Genomic DNA, 17737 nt, shown 5'->3' with positions numbered 1-17737 from the left:
TATAACAAAACAACTATTTTAAATCTAGAACAACATACCGCCATCACATTATTCTTATTAATACTTCCTGAGTGTATTTCACCAATTATTATGGCAATATAACGGGCTTTGCTATTATCTAGAATTTTATTGTCGCAAAACAAGGACACTTACTCAAATGTTTGATTTCACAGGAAGTTATACTGATCAATATCAACTAACTATGGCACAGGTTTATTTTTTGAAAGGACACCAAAATAATACCGCTGTGTTTGATTATTTTTTCAGAAAACTTCCATTTGGTTCGGGATATGCCGTTTTTGCTGGCTTAGAAGACTTATTGGAACTATTGGAAAACTATCATTTCAACGAACGTGATATTCGTTTTTTACAAAGTAAAGGAATGCATCCTGACTTTCTCGAGTATCTGAAAAACTTTCGCTTCAAAGGAACTGTTTATGCTCCATTTGAAGGAGATTTAGTGTTCCCCACATGTCCCGTAGTCACTGTTGAAGCGAGTATGATTGAAGCACAGCTCATCGAAACAATTCTGCTGAACATACTTAATTTTCAAACGCTGATTGCAACAAAAGCAAGTCGTATTCGCCACGTTGCAGGTGATTGCCAATTAGTTGATTTTGGTTTGCGCAGAGCTCAAGGTCCGGGAGGCTATTATGCCAGTCGTGCTGCAATTATTGGTGGGTTTGATGCAACAAGCAATGTATGTGCAGGGCGTGATTATGGTATCCCTATCTCCGGAACTATGGCACATTCATTTATCCAAAGTTACGATAGTGAATTAGCTGCATTTCGTGATTTTGCTGAAATCTGGCCTGATAATTGTACTCTTCTGGTTGATACGTACAGCACTCTGGAAAGCGGTGTACCTAATGCAATTCGTGTAGGCAAAGAAATGGAACAGTGCGGTCATCGATTGCACGCCATACGATTAGACAGTGGAGATTTGGAGGATTTGGCAAAAAAAACACGCCAATTGTTGGATGAAGCAGATTTACATTATGTAAAAATTGTAGCCTCCAATCAATTGGATGAAAAGAAAATAAAAACCCTTCGTGATCAGAAAACACCTATTGATATTTTTGGGGTTGGCACAAATTTAGTTGTTGGCGCTCCGGATGCTGCTTTGGATGGCGTATATAAATTGGCTTTTGCTAATAACAAACCCCGGCTTAAACTGTCTGAATCAAAAAATAAAATCACCTTGCCTTATAAAAAACAGGTTTTCAGGTTATTACATGAAAACACTTTTTTAGGTTTTGATGTTGTTGGCTTAATGAATGAGACGAATTTAGATGAAGTTTATGCTCCTTTTGAAACCGAAAAGCTATTGTCGCTTGATCATGATCAGCAAGAGCCTTTATTGCAAAAAGTCATGGAAAACGGCAAACGATTAATGCCATCGAAAACACTGGAACAAATTGCAGAATACAGCAGAAAAAGGTTAAGTCAGCTTCCTGAAGAGTACAAACGGTTTGAAAAACCAAGTTCCTATCAGGTAGGCTTAAGCAAGCAGCTTAAAATAAAACGAAATGAGTTAATTAAAAGATATAGAAAATAACATGCATATGAACACCTTAATTATTCTGGATGTACAAAATGATTTTATGCCGGGTGGCTCCCTAGCAGTTCCACACGCGGACTCTATTGTTCCAGTAATTAATCAGCTACTTCCTAAGTTCGACTTGATTGTTGCCACTCAGGATTGGCATCCGCAAAATCATAAAAGTTTTGCTTCCGTTTATCCTGGAAAAAAACCCTTTGAAAAAATTATGTTGCACGGAGTAGAGCAAATACTATGGCCTGATCATTGTGTCCAGGGAACCTTTGGTGCAGAATTTTATCCTACACTTGATACACGGCCTGTAGCTGCTATTTTTCGAAAAGCCATGGATCCTGAAATCGACAGTTACAGCGGTTTTTATGACAATGACCATAAAAGAGACATTGGCTTAGGTGGTTATCTTCACGCAAAAGGTATCAAAAAACTCTATTTTTGTGGTTTATGCGCCGATATTTGTGTTTACTTCACGATAAAAGATGCACTTCAGAAAGGTTTTACATGTTATTTAATTGAAGATGCTACCAAACCCCTAAATGAAAATGATTTTAAAAAAATAAAATCCGAACTTTTACATAAGGGGGTCACATTCTTACATAGCCATGAAATTAAATCATGAAATATGTAATGCGGCTTGGATACTACACGTGTCAAGCAACTTGCCCTCCAATTAATCGTATCTCCGATTTTATCGCTGCAGAAACTCGCTCGCCTGGCAATACAATTCCTACTAAGTTCAAAGGATCCACAGATGAAATAGTTTGTGGTATCGCCTCAAGCTCCTCATTCCGCATAGCTCGTAAGGAATCCACAGCATAAGGTAGTGCAAATTGTTCGCCTAAAAATCCATCAATAAAACGACCGCCACGCACTTCACCACGTAATTCAAGACGTCGCAAGAAAATCAATAAATCTCGCCAACGCGGAATATTTTTTTCACGCGCAAGTAAATCACGAAATACTACACCGTAGCGTTTCAGCAGCATCCAGCACGCAGCTTCCACTCGTTTTTCATGGTCAGCTTGTGCATGTACATGCAATAAAGACCAACGGCCTGTACTGAGTGGAAAAAGTGGTCTGCGTCGATGACGGCTGTGGTATTTACGTTTTGTACTCATTAGGGTACGTACATTATCAAAACTATCTGCTGTGACCATACCCGCTGCAACCAATTCCCATAAGCCATTTTCCACTTCAACTTTTAGATTGCCCGTACCGCGAACGATGTCTGCATAAAATGAAGCCCCATATTTTTGTAAGAATTGATAAATATTACGTGCAGGATGGCTTAAACTATTCACCCCCTCGATATTATCCACTAGTGCATGCGGTGGGATCCACTCGGATTCCTCGCGGACGAAAAACGTAATCGGTGCACTCCGCGTTGGTGATAGGCGTCTTGATTTTTTCACCTCCTCTTCGATTACAACTACAGAGGGATGAGGAGATATGCGTCCCCAACCTACAAGACCACTCATACACAGTTTATCAAGCATCAACAAATCATAATCTTGGACACGCGCAGGAAAAATATCAGACTCCCATGCATTTGCAGCAAGTTCAAAACCTTGAAGTTGCTTGATTACCTCCAACAACCCGCTCTCGCCACGCATCTGATTTCCTTTTGCTACATGTTGCCACTTGAGTAGCCAAACCATAAATTGTGCTCGAGTCACGGGTTTGATTTGTTTACGTAAAGATTCTGTAGTGTAACGATGGATACGTGCCAGCAAACGACGTTCACACCATTCGATTTCACCAGCATACTCTGCCCGAAAATTTCCGCGCAATAAATAACCACTGGCTTCCAATTTTAATAAAGCATGTTCCACATCCAGTGAAGAAAGTTGCAAACATTCAACAAGTATCTTTTGGGTGACTGGACCTGTATGCAAAAGCCAACCACGTAAAGTTTTCAGAATGACCTCATCTTGTGAACTTGACTCTTCCTCAATAACAACCATCTCATTAGCAAATGTTGCTTGCGGAAAAATACTGCAAAAAGTCTTCTTTTTTTCAGCAGATACATAATAATTCTTTCCTGTAACCGTGGCTAATGCCGCTCTTCCTGCGTGCTGTAATTCGATAAAATACTGTTTCCATATTGGTGAAGTATACTGATACTCTGACAAATGAATTGTTTCAGGAAAAACAATCACAGTGTGTAAGACATCATGTAACTCATCTGCGGAGCGAATATCTGGCCAGGCTTGCTCTTGAACCTCGATTACTGCTTTGGGATCCAGCTTCCCCACCTCTTCCAACAAAGCCTCAGGGAGTACACGCCGCATTTCAACTGCTCTCGATCGCCGCTCTTCTAAAGGAGCATCGTCCAAAAATGCATAGGGGTTGGCATTTAAAATTTCATGAGAAAATACCGAAGGTACTGGAGTATCTACTGCCAGACACGTAATGTGCTTAGATTCAATAGCATGAATCACCGCAGCAAATCCATCAATGTCTAAAGCCTCGGTAAGAATATCTTTCATTGTCTCTTCGATGAGTGGGTGCTCAGGCAATATGACATCACGGCCACCCAAATTATCCTGGCACGCTGCGGCATCCGGGAAAACAGCTGCCAATAAATCATCTGCAAGCATACGTTGAATGTTTGGAGGAATTTTTTTGCCGCCGCGAAAACGTAATAAAGACAAGGAGCGTGCGGCCACTGCGCGAAATCGCACACCTAATAAAGGAGATTGCAATACTGCTTGGGTCACAACCTCTTTTAACGTGTTTGTATGCAAAAAATGAAACACATCAGACAAAGGAAAACTGTGTTGCTCTGCCAAAGCGATATTTAGCCCGTTATCGGTAGCTGCAGCTTGTAATTCAAAATTAAATGATCGACAAAATTTCTTACGTAAAGCCAATCCCCAAGCCTTATTAATACGAGCACCAAAAGGTGCATGAATTATTAACTGCATCCCACCGCTTTCATCAAAGAAACGTTCGGCAATGATTGTTTTTTGTGTAGGAACCGCCCCTAGAATTTGTTTCCCCAAACGGACATACTCCAGTATCTGCTCTGCAGCAGAATGATCCAGGCCACAATGACTCATCAACCATTGAATGGCTTCCTTAACTTCGGGGGAATGTTTTATATCAACAACTTGTGGACTTTTTTCCGGCAACAATTCATCTATTTTTTCGCGCAACTGCGAAACCTGTAATGATAACTCAATGCTTCGCGCAGGCGCTTCTCCTAACCAAAAAGGTACGCTAGGTGGAGCACCATGTGCGTCCTCCACAAGCACGCGCCCATTTTCAATGCGAAGTATTTTCCAAGAGTTTGTCCCCAATAAAAAAATGTCGCCGCGATTACTTTCTACTGCGAAATCCTCATCCAAAGTACCTACCATGGCATTGTCAGGCAGTGCAATAACCGTAAACAATCCATTGTCTGGGATGGCTCCTCCACTTGTAATCGCCGCAAGACGGCTGCCACGTCGTGCTTTTATAACATGATTTACCTGATCTCTATGAATATACACCCCGTAACGCCCCCGCGAACCAGCAATTCCTTCGGATAACATCGTAAGAATTTCATCAAACTTTTCTCGGGTTAAATGCTGATATGGATAAGCGTTTTTAAAATAGCGAAAGAGTGCATTCTCTTCCCAATCCTCAGTAGCACATGCAGCCACAATTTGTTGTGCCAAAATATCCAGAGGCTCTTTGGGAACAATTAACTGATCCAAATCCCCGTCACGTATTGCATAAACCAATGCAGCGCACTCTAACAACTCATCACGCGTAGTCGCAAAAATACGTCCTTTAGAAATTGCCGCATGCCAGTGTCCTGCTCGACCGATTCGTTGCAATGTCGTAGCAATGGCACGCGGTGATCCTATTTGGCATACCAGATCGATACTTCCTATATCGATGCCTAATTCTAAAGATGCGGTAGCAACTAATACTTGCAACTCACCTTTTTTTAATTTTGTCTCTGCTTCAAGCCTCAATTTTCGCGATAGGCTTCCATGATGAGCTAAAACCTTGTGCTCACCTAAACGTTGTTCCAAATGATGGGCTAAGCGTTCTGCTAATTTTCGTGTATTAACAAATACCAAGGTAGAGCGATTTTCCCGTGCAAAAGCAGCAATTTTTTCATAAATTTCATCCCACATTTCATTGGAAGCAACGGCAGTTAACTCACTGTCTGGCACAATAACCTGCAAATCAAGTTGGCGTGCATGTCCTATATTGACCAATTTTACTTTGGTTTTTTTAGCACCTGTTAAGAAATGTGCCACTTTTTCCAAAGGCTTTTGGGTCGCTGATAATCCAATGCGAATAAACGGTTTTAAAGTGAGTACTTCCAAACGCTCAAGAGATAAAGCTAAATGCGTTCCTCGTTTGTTATTTGCTAAAGCATGAATTTCATCAACGATCACCGTATGGATGTTTACCAAATTGATGCGGCTTTTTTCAGCGGTTAATAAAATATAAAAGGATTCAGGAGTGGTAATTAAAATATGTGGCGGCTGTTTCAGCATTTTTTGGCGCTCACCAGTAGGTGTATCTCCTGTCCTCACTGCCACTCGAATTTCTGGCAAATGCATACCGCGTTCCCTGGCTAATTCAGTAATTTCCTCCAGCGGCATAAGTAAATTTTTTTGCACATCATTACTGAGCGCTTTAAGCGGTGAAACATACAAGACCTCCGTTATATCCTGTAAATTGCCGGATTCAGCTTTACGAACTAATCCATCCAAGCACGCTAAAAATGCAGCCAGAGTTTTCCCTGAACCCGTTGGTGAGGAAATAAGCGTATCATGACCTGCTAAAATAAATGGCCATCCTTGCTTCTGGGGTTCAGTAGGGTTACCTACTTTCTGGATAAACCAATCTTGTACAAGCGGATGGGCCCAACTCAGGCTTTGATAAATTGGTGAATTCATAAGATAAGTGATAAATGAGTAAATTCAATACATAGTATAGGCAATATTACTCGGAGCTATAGACCAATCGCATCTTTCATTTTATCGAGCTAATATTCATTATTCAGCGTCTATAAGAATTTGCTCAATTTCACTATTTTTAAATACAACATGTTGATGCAAACCTATAGCGATTACTCCTGGAGCTAACTCTTGCATAGCCCTCATTGCTTCCTGCTTTTGCTTTTTCGTACTGTCTTGTTTTTCAAAAATCGCAACATTAGCTAAAAAAGCAGCAATTGTACCTTTTCTTACTATTTTGCCATTAATGGATGTGCAATCAACTCCCTCGGGCAATATATCTTCAGGACGAATCGAACTATAATATGACATACTTTTTTCCTTTTATTCTATGTAATAGCCAGCTGTTTATCTATCTCTTCAAACTCATGCCATTAGATATTTCGGACTCATCAGGTTTGGGCTGTTCTGTTGCCATCTTTTCCCGTAACTCCACCATTAATTTATTTTGCTTGACGGCCCACAATGAGGATGAGGTATAAATTTTAGTGTACTCGGAAATGATTTCCTTAACTTTTTCTTTTGTTTGTTGTACTAAAGTAGAATCACTTTTTCCTTCATTTGCTTGTTTCACCAACTTTATTCCTGCATCTAATGTTTCTTCTGCTCTTTTAAAATCGATACCTTTATGCAAATATTTTTCTAACACCAACATCACTCTGTTCCTTTGTTGATTAAATAAATAACGGCATACTTTAGCATCATTTGAGCATTAATTAAAAACAACTTATCGTTAAGTAGAACGTTCATGTCCCATGGCTTTACGCTAGCATTAAAAATTTGGCATTCCAAAAAAACCAATCTCATTTTCCATCGCAATTGCCCAACCCGAACGTGTCGGAAAAATAATTTTTCTTGATATTTTGGGACCAACAGTCAATTTGATAGAACAGGCCACAATAAACCTCCCTCGAGATGTGGCGACCTATTTATCTTATAATCAATACCAACGCACTCTATTTGATAATCGCATCGCTGCAATCCATGATCGTATGAAAATCGGACCGATTAGTTATCAAGCAGCTGAAGCTTTAGTTTATCGATGTACCGTAAAAAGTAAGGAATGATGGCATTGGACTTTTGATAAACGATTACGCTGTGTTGGTTTTACACTTCCTTATGAAGACGAAATAAGTGTGATGTTTCGTACCCTAGAAATCCCTACCTGTCTTATCCGCGCCAAGCAAGAAGTGCCTTATCCTGAAAACATCTTTCAAGATAGAATGTAATCAATAAAAAATTTGACTCTTCATGAGATCCAAGGCGGTAATCATGTACATATGGATAGTCCTGAACTTATAGCAGATATTGTTTTTCAATTTCTGAACAATTAGATTATTAATAAATCAACAAATGATTTTATTATGACTTTGACTATCATTTTATAACCTATTTGGCTAAAATTAGTTAGCTTTCTGCGCTTTGCGGAAAGTAAAAAAGAAATAGAATTCTAAAGAGGGTAACTAAAATGGGGTTTAATTTTTTTAAAAGATATTATGATAAAGCAAACACTGCATTCGATGAGAAGGCGACCAACAACCCGCCAATTTACTCTACAGTTCGAAAGTTAATTGATGAATTAGCCAACGTAGAAAGATTAGCTAAGGATCATGAAGAACCACTTCATCCAGACATCTTAAATGCGGTACAGCAATTAAAAGCCCAATTAAATGAAAGCAAAAGACAGTTTGACAACGATTTTAAAAAAGGGATACCGCTGTTTCTATTCCAACGCCGCGTTCGAGATTTTGCTAATGAATGTCGTTCAGCAATCTATAGATACGAGCCAACATTAATAGCTGCTCCTGGATTTTTGAATAAAGTTAAAGCATACTTCAATGCTTTTCTGGAAGAGTATTTTGCAGTTTCATATTTTAACACAGAGAAAAATGCTCTTGGCTTGAACACGGAGTTCAGTAAAAATTATAACAACAGAAAAAGTGAACTCACCCAAGAAGTTTTTCAAAGTGATGGTTCTGAGGATACTTGCGGTCTAGGACTTTTCTGATAGAACAAATTCCAAACAGCTCCCGGGTTTCGCTATGATGCGCCCGGGACTCTATAAATCTTCAGACGCATTTGAAAATCAACCCTTTAATCTTTATTTTTAAATTCTTATCCCGCCTAATCAATGCTAATATCAGTGAATAAATAATCCAAAAGGAATTGTCTCATGCGCCGAAATGAACCCAGAATAATCAACGTCATTCAGCTCAACCAACTCATTTTTTAGGAGTTAACATTATGAGCCAAACTCTTATCTTTACATCGGGATTAATCATTATTTGGTTAGTGGGTTACCTTCTAATTGTAGGAAGCCATGTGCTGATCCCTTTTGTGCTTGCAGTTTTTATTTGGCATCTTCTTAATACAATAAGTAACAACATTCAACGAATACCCAAAGTAGGTGCCTATCTTCCCAATTGGCTAAGTATGATTTTCGCTTTTGTAATAGTAGCCGTATTTATTTTTATTTTTATTTTTATCATTACGGATAATGTCAATGATGTCATTGCAGCATCCAGCCGCTATCAAGAAAATTTATTAAAAATTTTCAATAATATTGATCAAAAATTTAATATAAAAGTATTGGCAAGTATGAATAGCATAATCAAAAGCCTGAACCTCCAAACGATTTTTGTTAACGTTTATGGGGTGTTTACGACACTAATGGGCTCAACGGTACTTATTTTATTGTATGTTGTCTTTTTATTTGTTGAACAACACTTTTTTCTAAAAAAAATTGATGCCTTATTTCCTACTTTGGAAAGCCGTATGCTTATGAATAACATCATTAGTCATATCGTAAATAACACACAGACTTATCTGGGACTTAAATCCATTTTAAGTATTTGCACCGCGATTTCCAGCTGGGTAGTCATGAAGTGGGTAGGATTAGATTTCGCAAAGTTTTGGGCGCTGCTTATCTTTTTCCTTAATTTTATCCCTAATATAGGCGCGATTATTGCCATCGCTTTTCCAACCGCTTTGGCAGCCTTACAATTTACCGGTTGGATTCCTTTTATTGAAGTTATCCTAGGTCTGGGAGCAATTCAATTTATTATAGGGAATCTGATTGAGCCGCGCTTCTTAAGTAATTCATTGAACTTAAGTCCATTAGTCATTTTAATTTCATTAGCCGTTTGGGGAGCAATATGGGGGATATTAGGAATGTTCCTCGCAGTGCCAATCACAGTCATGATGATGATTATTTTTGCTCATTTTGAAAAAACCAGGTCTATAGCAATTCTTTTATCTCAGGATGGGGATGTTTTCAAAACGTACGAACTGTTACCCATGGAAAATCTACCTGAACAAGATTGGGTTCAATATTAGGGATCCTAAGAATTATCTGTACTTTTAAATATCTTTAACTCTAAGGACTTTAAGAATGGATTTTATAAAAAAAACTATCGAATTAGCTAAAGAGAATGTAAAACAAGGAGGAAGACCCTTTGCCTGTTTAATCGTAGAAAGCGGTAAAATCATTGCTGAGGGCACTAATTTGGTAGCTCAAACCAATGACCCTACTGCGCATGCAGAAATTGTGGCTATAAGAAAAGCTACTGCGAAACTGCATACAGAACATCTTCTTAATTGTGAGTTTTATATTTTAGCTCATCCGTGCCCCATGTGTTTGGCCGCGATGTATTATTGCAGTCCGCTAAAGGTAACATTTATTACTTTAAGAGATGATTATAAAAAATATTATATTGACGATCGCAAATATTTCACACTGGATAATTTTTATGATGAATTTGCTAAATCCTGGCAGGAAAGAAATTTGCCAATGACTTATCACACACACCCTGAAGCAATCGAAATATATAAGCTTTGGCAAGAACTCAATCAAAAAAATAAAAGTTAGGAGCAAAAAATTACTGGATGAAGCGAATCCTGAGTTGTTATGTCATCAACGACAGGATTCGCTTCATTCACTGCTTTATTATTTTGATTCCCAAAATGCAATATGGGCCCCAGTAGGATCTTTAATAATCGCAAAAAGCCCCATATCTCCAGCATGGGTAACTCCTTTTATTTCTTGAGCTCCATTTTGTTTTGCTTTTGCTAAAGTATCAGCAGCATCATTCACTAAAATATAAGCCATCCAATGGGGTGGAATTTCATTTTGTTGATCTGTAGGGATTTGCCATATACCTGCAAATTCTTTATCATTAGCTTGGATTAGTGTGTATGTCATTTCACCAGAATGGATTTCTTTAAATTGCCAACCTAATACTTTACTGTAAAATTCTTTAGCTTTTTTCACATCCGCAGTAGCTAATTCATTCCAACAGAATTGGCCTATAGAATTTTGTGACATGATAATCTCCTTATTTATTTTGGGTTTTTGAATAATAGCCTATAATTCCATGAGATGTTAGAAAAATTTACCATTACAATTAAAGAATTTATTAATAATCAATTAACTGCAACAATCCATCTCGAAGTCGCGCGCCTGTCTAGAGTGGAACTTATTTGAAATCATGTTAATAGGAAAATTGTAAAGAAGATTCCTCTAAATACTCCGGATTTAAAAGACGATAAACATCTTGAGAAATGCTTTCCTGATTATGCAGTTGCTTTTGATACGCATCGTTTAATCGATAAGCCACATAAACAAGTGTTAAACCCACAACAAGAGGCCATGAAGCTACGGCTGCAGTTATAATAAATGCAACTCCGCCCACATTGAATGCCAAACTTTTCCAAAATTCACAGTAATTTTTGTTGCACTCTTCATTGAGTTTTCTTAAGAGTTGGTGATGATGCTCGTCATTCAGAATATGGCCATTTGCTAATTCACGTCGCACGGTAATAGAGGATTTCTGATATTTTTTATATTCTTCTGAAGTATTATACAATGCATTACCCAGCATACTAAATAACGCAAGTCCAGCTAAAGTAAGTGGACCGGTACAAAAGAGACTGATTGCAAAGCAGGTAGCAATTATATTTGCTCCCAAAACGTTAATTGCAAAATAGGTACATTGAGTCTCCCATTCATCACTTAGTATATCAATTTGGCGCTGAATAACCGCTCGCTCCCAGACTGTTGCATTTTTTAATTGCCCCTGCAATTCATACATATGATCATGATATTGACTCGCTTCAAAAATCCATTGGGCTAAAAGTAAAAGTGTATCAAACGTCAAAAAAGCAAGCGTAATGAGTGGAACAACTGTCTCTGAAATATGAAAAAAATTATTATATGTCGTCAATAAACCCACTATAGCCCAAACTAAATCATTAGCCATCATAAAACCACGCTTTTCCATTTCTTGCCTCAGCACTTTTCTTACTGATAACTCATCACTTATTGCTGACTCGACGATATGTTTGATCATAAGTATTAAATTGATGAAAAAGCGAAGTGCATAAAGCAAAATACCCAAATCAGTAATGGCTTCTCGCGATTTGTTTAAAAGATTAATGCCCTCTACAAAACTGTACTGATTACCAAAAAATTTATTAATCTCTTGAATCAACTCAGAAATAGAACTCTTTTGCAGGTAAATAATTGCATAATTTGCTAAACCACGACTGTAGGCAAATTGAGAACGCTTGGTATTTATAGTACCAACATATTGACGTAGCTTAGAAATACTAATCAATGAAGACAGAAAATCCAGGATGCTCTTTTGTACTTCCTCTCGTATAAATTCAGAAAAGCCCTCAATCGATTTTTGCTTTTCTCGTACGTGGTCTATTTTATAAAATACTTCTATTTTTTTGCGGAATTGTTTTAATTTTTCCAGATCAGAACCGACATAATCCAAATGATAATAAGAAATCAGTAAATCACACAAAAAGTACAAATAAAGAACTATGAAACTCTCTTCTGTCCAATGCGACTTATTAGAAACAAATACTTGATATAAAGACGAAAACTCATATTTTAATTGGTCTAAACAAAACTCTTTTTCTTTAAAAGAAAAATCGATTTTTTTAAATGAATTGTTAAAAAAAGAATGTTTTATGAGACCAATTTTTGATTTTCCCATAAAAAACTTATTGAGATGAATTGAGAGAAATTATTGAATTGTACTATGGATTACCAATAACAGATTAAAACAATAGTGTTAATTTTTTGCAAAAAAATAGTTAAAAATAACCGAACTCAACATAAGAAAGAATCTATATTGATGAAAGATTGTTGGGTTACTTCGTCAAGATTCACATAACGAATACGAGTACATCAAAAGTTGCTACTTATGCAAAAAATACGTAGTTCCGCAAAACAAATCATAATCTTTATTGATTATTATTTGGACACCTAGGAATATATTTATACTGATGTGGAAGGAACGCGATGGAGTAATCGCTTACAGGAGTATCACCTTGTGTTTTGTTCACGAACTTTTAGTTTATTTATTAAACTTAAAAATTTATTAGATATGGGAGATTTAAAATGAGAACTAAAGTAATACTTAGAGGAGGAGCTAGGGGGCCGAGGCAGGCAGAGCCAAGAAAACCATCCAGCCCAAAAGAACGAAGCGAAGCAAACAGAGTACGCTTCTATTCAACTGGGCGGGATTGTCGCAGTAATAGCTAACATCTGAAGCATATAAGGTATCGGGGGTTGTCGTTATGTTACTGAAAATCTGCGTGGCAAATAAATCATTTTTAAAGAAAACATCGAGCAGCCACTTATCAGACATCAATTGCAGACAACGTCCATTCAAATCATAGTAGAAATAGCCCCAGGTAGAGATGGGAGTATTTGTAAAAATATGCTGGTAGAGGCCTTCTAAATAAGAAGTATACATTTTCATATTCTTAAAAACCTTCATAGAGATATCCCATTTAAAAACAAAAGCTGGCTTATTTATTAGTATAGACTCCACTCGATGTTCTAGGCTCGATTACATCGAGTGGATGTTAAAAATAGAAAAAATGATTAAAATCAAAAGTAGGAGTTCAGAACAGAAATACCCTCTTTTTTTTCTAAAAACTAATTGATACACTCATTGCCTCAAATATCCATAAATCCGAGATAAAAAGTTGATTTTTGATGCAAATAATCCCCCTGATTCCATGGAAAAGAATTCATCAGGAAAAGAGAAAGTAGTTATTATCATTCCGACGCATAATGAGGCGTCAGTCATTCAAACAACAATAGAACAAGTTTTTACATCAGTAGCACTCATTGAGCAATATGACATACATATTTTAATTTTTGACAGTGCCTCTACGGACAATACGCAACAAATCGTTACTTCATTACAGAAAAATTACTCGAAATTACACTTGCAAAATGAACCCTCAAAATCTGGACTTGGTTCTGCTTATTTGCAAGCCATGAATTATGCGTTAGTTTCTTTGAATGCGGACATTATCTTTGAATTTGATGCAGATCTTTCCCATCAACCCAAATATATTCTTCCGATGTTAGAAATGTTGCAAACCTGTGATTGTGTGCTGGGAAGCCGTTATGTAGATGGAGGAAGTATTCCAAGAAACTGGGAATTTCATCGGAAATTATTCTCTATTTTGGGTAACTATGTTGCCAGAGCGGCGCTTACCCCCAAATATAAGGATTTTACCAGCGGTTTTCGTGCTACTCGCCGCCAACAACTTATAAAAATTCTACCTCATCGATTTCTTACGAATCACTATGCATATAAAATGCAGTTACTTTGGCTTTTACATAAAAATAAAGCAAAGATTCGTGAGTATCCCATTGATTTCATCGACCGAAATGCTGGATACAGCAAGCTACCTAAAAACAGTATTGTCGATTCATTACGCGTTGTTTTTACTTTGCGTTATCATGAAATCAAACGTTATTTAAAGATGTGTCTGATTGGCTCTCTGGGTATTTTTGTACAATTTATTACCTACAATGTATTGCGCGAATATTTTCATTTTTCACCTTTTGATGCCTCGCAAATTGCAGTATGTACAGCAATTATTAATAATTTCATTTTAAATAGCAGGCTTACTTTTAGTGTCAAGCATAAGTCATCTTGGTCTTTAAAAATAAAACGCCTCATCCTTTTCGCTATTTATTCAGTGTTTATAATTAATTTGCAAAGTTATTGGTTGCGACTTGGAGTCCTTTGCTTTGGCAGTGGGGCATTACGCGAAAATATAATCATGGGTATCGGCATAGGTTTAATCTCACTTTTAAATTACTATACTTATTCTCGTCATATCTGGGCAGAAAAACTTGTCCCTAGTAATTAAAGGCAGACTTGCTCATGATAAAGAACCTGAAGAAAATTATTTCACCTTTAGGTATCCAACTGGGTAATAGAGGTACACCCAAGAAGCGGCTAAATAGCGAGGTTATTTCATGGAAGTTTTTTAATTCTCGTAGTATTTACCTGTACTTAACCCTCTATTTTGTCATCCTGCTATCGATTGCACCCATTAACATATTGTCTTTTGATACTTACTATTATTGGGACTGGAGCCGTCATTTGGCGTTATCCTATTATGATGGATCACCCATGATTGCTTATTTTATTAGGCTTGCAACTTCGTTGTTTGGAAATAACCTGTTTGCCTTGAGTTGTGTAGGCATCACAGTAATTGTACTTAGCAGTTGGTTTATTTATAAAAGTGCCCGATTTTTTTTATCCCAGGAGGCAAGTTTTATTGCCATGTTATCATGGCTATTTTCTCCGCTTGTCACCTTAGATATTTTACAACAAACCACCTATGACACACCCCTTACTTTATTTTGGGCATCAACTTTGTATTTCACTATAAAATTTATCCAAACGAATAGAGTAAGAGATATCTATTTAATCGGGATCAGTGCCGGATTTATGATGTTATCCAAATACTCCGGTATTGTTTTAATTCTTTCCTTGCTTATTTTTTTAATTTTCACTTACCGATCAATTTTTAAAACAAAACATTTTTATTTTGCTACTCTGCTGGCCATTATTATTTTTAGTCCAGTTATTTTCTGGAATTATCAAAATCATTGGCAATCATTTATCTATCAGTTAACAACTCATAAACTCCACCATGAGGTAAACCCCTTTTATCATGCGATAAAAGCATTTTTTACCCTGTTTTTGCCCTCGCTCAATATAATGCTTCTCCCTCCCTTTTTAGTACGAAACCATATAATGGAGGAGAAAAGTGCATTAATTGTGACCTTGTGCCGTATCATTTGTATTACTATTCTTTGTTTTTACTTATACACAGCCAGTAAAGCTGAGATCCGAGAATTCTGGCTGACACCGTATCTAATGAGCAGTGCTATTTTATTGGGATATTGGGCCACCACAGCCCATAAGCGTAGACTCGCCATTTTATTGATTATTTCTTATGCCATAATTAGCCTCCTCGTTTTAATTGATAACACAAGCAAATTTAATTTTGTCAAATCAAAAAAACTTATTTTGTATCATTTAATCCAAAGATTTAATGCTACATACCCTCAAGTACCCGACACGATTTTTACATCAGGCTGGTTTGAAGCACGCATGCTTTTTTTCCTCCCAAATAAACCTACCATTTATACTTTGGGTTGTGGCACAGCTCAAAATCAATATGCTTTATGGGGCACCGACATCAATAAAAAAATTGCCAATAAAACATTAAAAGAAGCATTGTATGTCGATCGATACGACAGGCAGAGCTGCCTAGAACAATATTTTGATCACTGTCAAAAAATACCTACTCATACGTACCCTTTTAGACATAAGGAATACGCACTTAATGTTTATAAATGTCAGAATTTTTAAAAACTCATTGACGATACATTCACACATGAATGCAAAGTTATGCCCAATCATTTAACTCATTGCATTATAAAATTTTCAGTTAACCAATCTTCTTTTTAACGTATTCATCGAATTATGTTACCATCCTGTTACTAGAATTTGATAAGGACCATCGATGCTTAAATTACTCTTTGTTTTTATTGCATTGTTTTCTTCAGTTTGTTTTGCTGATGAAAAAGAAATTGCAATTACTATAGATGATTTGCCTCTTGTTGCATCAAGAATGAATACCCCAGGAAATCGGGAGCGTTCAACAGAGCGTTTTACGCAAATTGTGCAAACATTCCAAAAATATAAAGTTCCAGTCACAGGTTTTGTGATTGCAGGGGCTATAGAAAAAGGTCAATGGGATTTTCTTGAGCAATTTCGACAAGCAGGCTTTATGTTAGGCAATCATACTTACTCACATTATAATCTGAATCAAATAAGTGCCGAAAAATACATTGCCGATTTGGAGCGTGCCGATAAAATTCTTACCCCAATCATGACCCAGCCAAAATATTTTCGCTATCCCTATCTTGCAGAGGGAAATAAAGGAAAAAAGCAAGAAGTATTTGACTACCTAAAAGAGCATAATTACACTATTGCACCAGTAACCATTGATAGTAAAGATTTTGACTTTAATGCAATGCTTTATAAAGTTCCATATCGCTCTCGAGTAGAGTATGTTCAGAAATTAAAACCCCGCTATTTGGCTTATATATGGCAGCAAACATTAAAAGCCGAAAAACGCGCTAAAGGAAAGAATGCCAAACAAATATTATTAATTCATGCAAATCTTCTAAATAGTTATTTATTAGGTGATGTTTTGGAAATGTATCAAAAAAATGGATATAAATTTATCAGTTTGACTGAAGCACTGAAAAACCCTGCTCCAATCATCAATTTCTCTCCTTCTCTGAAAAAAGATACTTTGGGTGAAAAGTTAGAAAACGAGCTTTTAAATCTCCCTAAGTCAAAAGAAAATTATGTGACACCCGATTAAAACCAACCGTATTTTGTAGCCTGGGTGCAGCGAAGCGGAAACCAGGTATTTCTGAACCGCAGTGTTCCCGGGTTCCGCTTCGCTGCACCCAGGCTAGAATGTTATGAGATATGATTTTTTAAACAGGAGGTTGTAATGTTAATACTCGCTATTGTTTTATTTCTTGCTGCAGTGGGCTGTGGTTTTTTTCTTTTGACCGCGATATTGCAAGATAGGCCTGTTAATCAAAAAATAAAGGCTCTTCACGGAGTTTTTGCAGGATTAGGGCTACTTATTATGATTGTATACATGCTTACATTTATGTCAGGTCAGCCCTCCTTCCTTATTGCAAGCCTAGTTATCTTGATTGTCGCTGCATTAGGTGGATTAACTTTGGTTACGCTTGCCAGGAAGGGGAAACCGCTCCCCAAATTAGCAGTCATAGTTCATCCAATCATTGCCATTGCCGGTTTAATTGCTTTGATAATCTATGTCATGCCCTAAA

General features: G+C 37.1%; 16 protein-coding genes. 10 read left to right on the top strand and 6 right to left on the bottom strand.

Going from position 1 to position 17737, the window contains the following annotated elements:
* Positions 1-157 precede the first annotated feature (157 nt).
* Entirely contained in the window at positions 158-1558 is a 1401-nt protein-coding gene (locus Ltuc_RS02700) for a nicotinate phosphoribosyltransferase (RefSeq protein ID WP_058519810.1), read from the top strand.
* 7 nt (positions 1559-1565) lie between these two features.
* Positions 1566-2177: a bifunctional nicotinamidase/pyrazinamidase gene (gene pncA, locus Ltuc_RS02695; protein WP_058521577.1), complete on the top strand. Its 612-nt coding sequence runs from the start codon at positions 1566-1568 to the stop codon at positions 2175-2177.
* Positions 2178-2208: 31 nt separating this feature from the next.
* Here the strand turns inward: pncA and Ltuc_RS02690 are convergent, their stop codons facing one another.
* The 3 genes from Ltuc_RS02690 to Ltuc_RS02680 all read right to left on the bottom strand — a co-directional run bounded on the left by Ltuc_RS02690 (position 2209) and on the right by Ltuc_RS02680 (position 7180).
* Positions 2209-6462 (bottom strand): DEAD/DEAH box helicase, encoded by a 4254-nt coding sequence (locus tag Ltuc_RS02690; protein WP_058519809.1) that lies wholly within the window; start codon positions 6460-6462, stop codon positions 2209-2211.
* 99 nt (positions 6463-6561) lie between these two features.
* Positions 6562-6834: a hypothetical protein gene (locus tag Ltuc_RS02685; RefSeq protein ID WP_058519808.1), complete on the bottom strand. Its 273-nt coding sequence runs from the start codon at positions 6832-6834 to the stop codon at positions 6562-6564.
* Between the two features lie 40 nt (positions 6835-6874).
* Complete coding sequence (locus Ltuc_RS02680) at positions 6875-7180, bottom strand: hypothetical protein (protein ID WP_133138246.1); 306 nt, start codon at positions 7178-7180, stop codon at positions 6875-6877.
* Positions 7181-7403: 223 nt separating this feature from the next.
* Here Ltuc_RS02680 and Ltuc_RS15225 point away from each other — a divergent pair, with 223 nt between their 5' ends.
* From Ltuc_RS15225 to Ltuc_RS02665, 4 genes are all read left to right on the top strand, one after another.
* Complete coding sequence (locus Ltuc_RS15225; RefSeq protein ID WP_133138245.1) at positions 7404-7589, top strand: hypothetical protein; 186 nt, start codon at positions 7404-7406, stop codon at positions 7587-7589.
* A gap of 401 nt (positions 7590-7990) precedes the next feature.
* Entirely contained in the window at positions 7991-8530 is a 540-nt protein-coding gene (locus Ltuc_RS02675) for a hypothetical protein (RefSeq protein WP_058519806.1), read from the top strand.
* A 236-nt stretch (positions 8531-8766) separates the two neighbouring features.
* On the top strand, positions 8767-9858 hold the full coding sequence (locus tag Ltuc_RS02670) for an AI-2E family transporter (RefSeq protein ID WP_058519805.1): 1092 nt from the start codon (positions 8767-8769) through the stop codon (positions 9856-9858).
* 55 nt (positions 9859-9913) lie between these two features.
* Entirely contained in the window at positions 9914-10390 is a 477-nt protein-coding gene (locus Ltuc_RS02665) for a nucleoside deaminase (RefSeq protein WP_058519804.1), read from the top strand.
* 78 nt (positions 10391-10468) lie between these two features.
* On the opposite strand, the gene Ltuc_RS02660 is transcribed toward Ltuc_RS02665, so the two are convergent.
* The 3 genes from Ltuc_RS02660 to Ltuc_RS02650 all read right to left on the bottom strand — a co-directional run bounded on the left by Ltuc_RS02660 (position 10469) and on the right by Ltuc_RS02650 (position 13316).
* On the bottom strand, positions 10469-10846 hold the full coding sequence (locus tag Ltuc_RS02660; protein WP_058519803.1) for a VOC family protein: 378 nt from the start codon (positions 10844-10846) through the stop codon (positions 10469-10471).
* Between the two features lie 166 nt (positions 10847-11012).
* Positions 11013-12527 carry a hypothetical protein gene (locus Ltuc_RS02655; RefSeq protein WP_058519802.1) on the bottom strand — a complete coding sequence of 505 codons (1515 nt, stop codon included), beginning with the start codon at positions 12525-12527 and terminating at the stop codon, positions 11013-11015.
* A gap of 438 nt (positions 12528-12965) precedes the next feature.
* A complete protein-coding gene (locus tag Ltuc_RS02650) occupies positions 12966-13316 on the bottom strand; it encodes a hypothetical protein (RefSeq protein ID WP_058519801.1) in 351 nt (116 codons plus the stop codon).
* 211 nt (positions 13317-13527) lie between these two features.
* On the opposite strand from Ltuc_RS02650, the gene Ltuc_RS02645 reads away from it, so the two are divergent.
* The 4 genes from Ltuc_RS02645 to Ltuc_RS02630 all read left to right on the top strand — a co-directional run bounded on the left by Ltuc_RS02645 (position 13528) and on the right by Ltuc_RS02630 (position 17736).
* Positions 13528-14712 (top strand): glycosyltransferase family 2 protein, encoded by a 1185-nt coding sequence (locus Ltuc_RS02645; RefSeq protein WP_058519800.1) that lies wholly within the window; start codon positions 13528-13530, stop codon positions 14710-14712.
* 14 nt (positions 14713-14726) lie between these two features.
* Complete coding sequence (locus tag Ltuc_RS02640; RefSeq protein WP_058519799.1) at positions 14727-16229, top strand: glycosyltransferase family 39 protein; 1503 nt, start codon at positions 14727-14729, stop codon at positions 16227-16229.
* A 154-nt stretch (positions 16230-16383) separates the two neighbouring features.
* Positions 16384-17253 carry a polysaccharide deacetylase family protein gene (locus Ltuc_RS02635; RefSeq protein WP_058519798.1) on the top strand — a complete coding sequence of 290 codons (870 nt, stop codon included), beginning with the start codon at positions 16384-16386 and terminating at the stop codon, positions 17251-17253.
* Between the two features lie 135 nt (positions 17254-17388).
* Positions 17389-17736 carry a hypothetical protein gene (locus tag Ltuc_RS02630; RefSeq protein ID WP_058519797.1) on the top strand — a complete coding sequence of 116 codons (348 nt, stop codon included), beginning with the start codon at positions 17389-17391 and terminating at the stop codon, positions 17734-17736.
* The last annotated feature ends 1 nt before the right edge of the window (position 17737 follow it).

It is taken from the genome of Legionella tucsonensis, from assembly GCF_001468035.1.
Lineage (GTDB): Bacteria > Pseudomonadota > Gammaproteobacteria > Legionellales > Legionellaceae > Legionella > Legionella tucsonensis.
The sequence above is the reverse complement of the archived record's forward strand: the minus strand, read 5'-3'. Positions and strand labels throughout refer to the sequence as shown.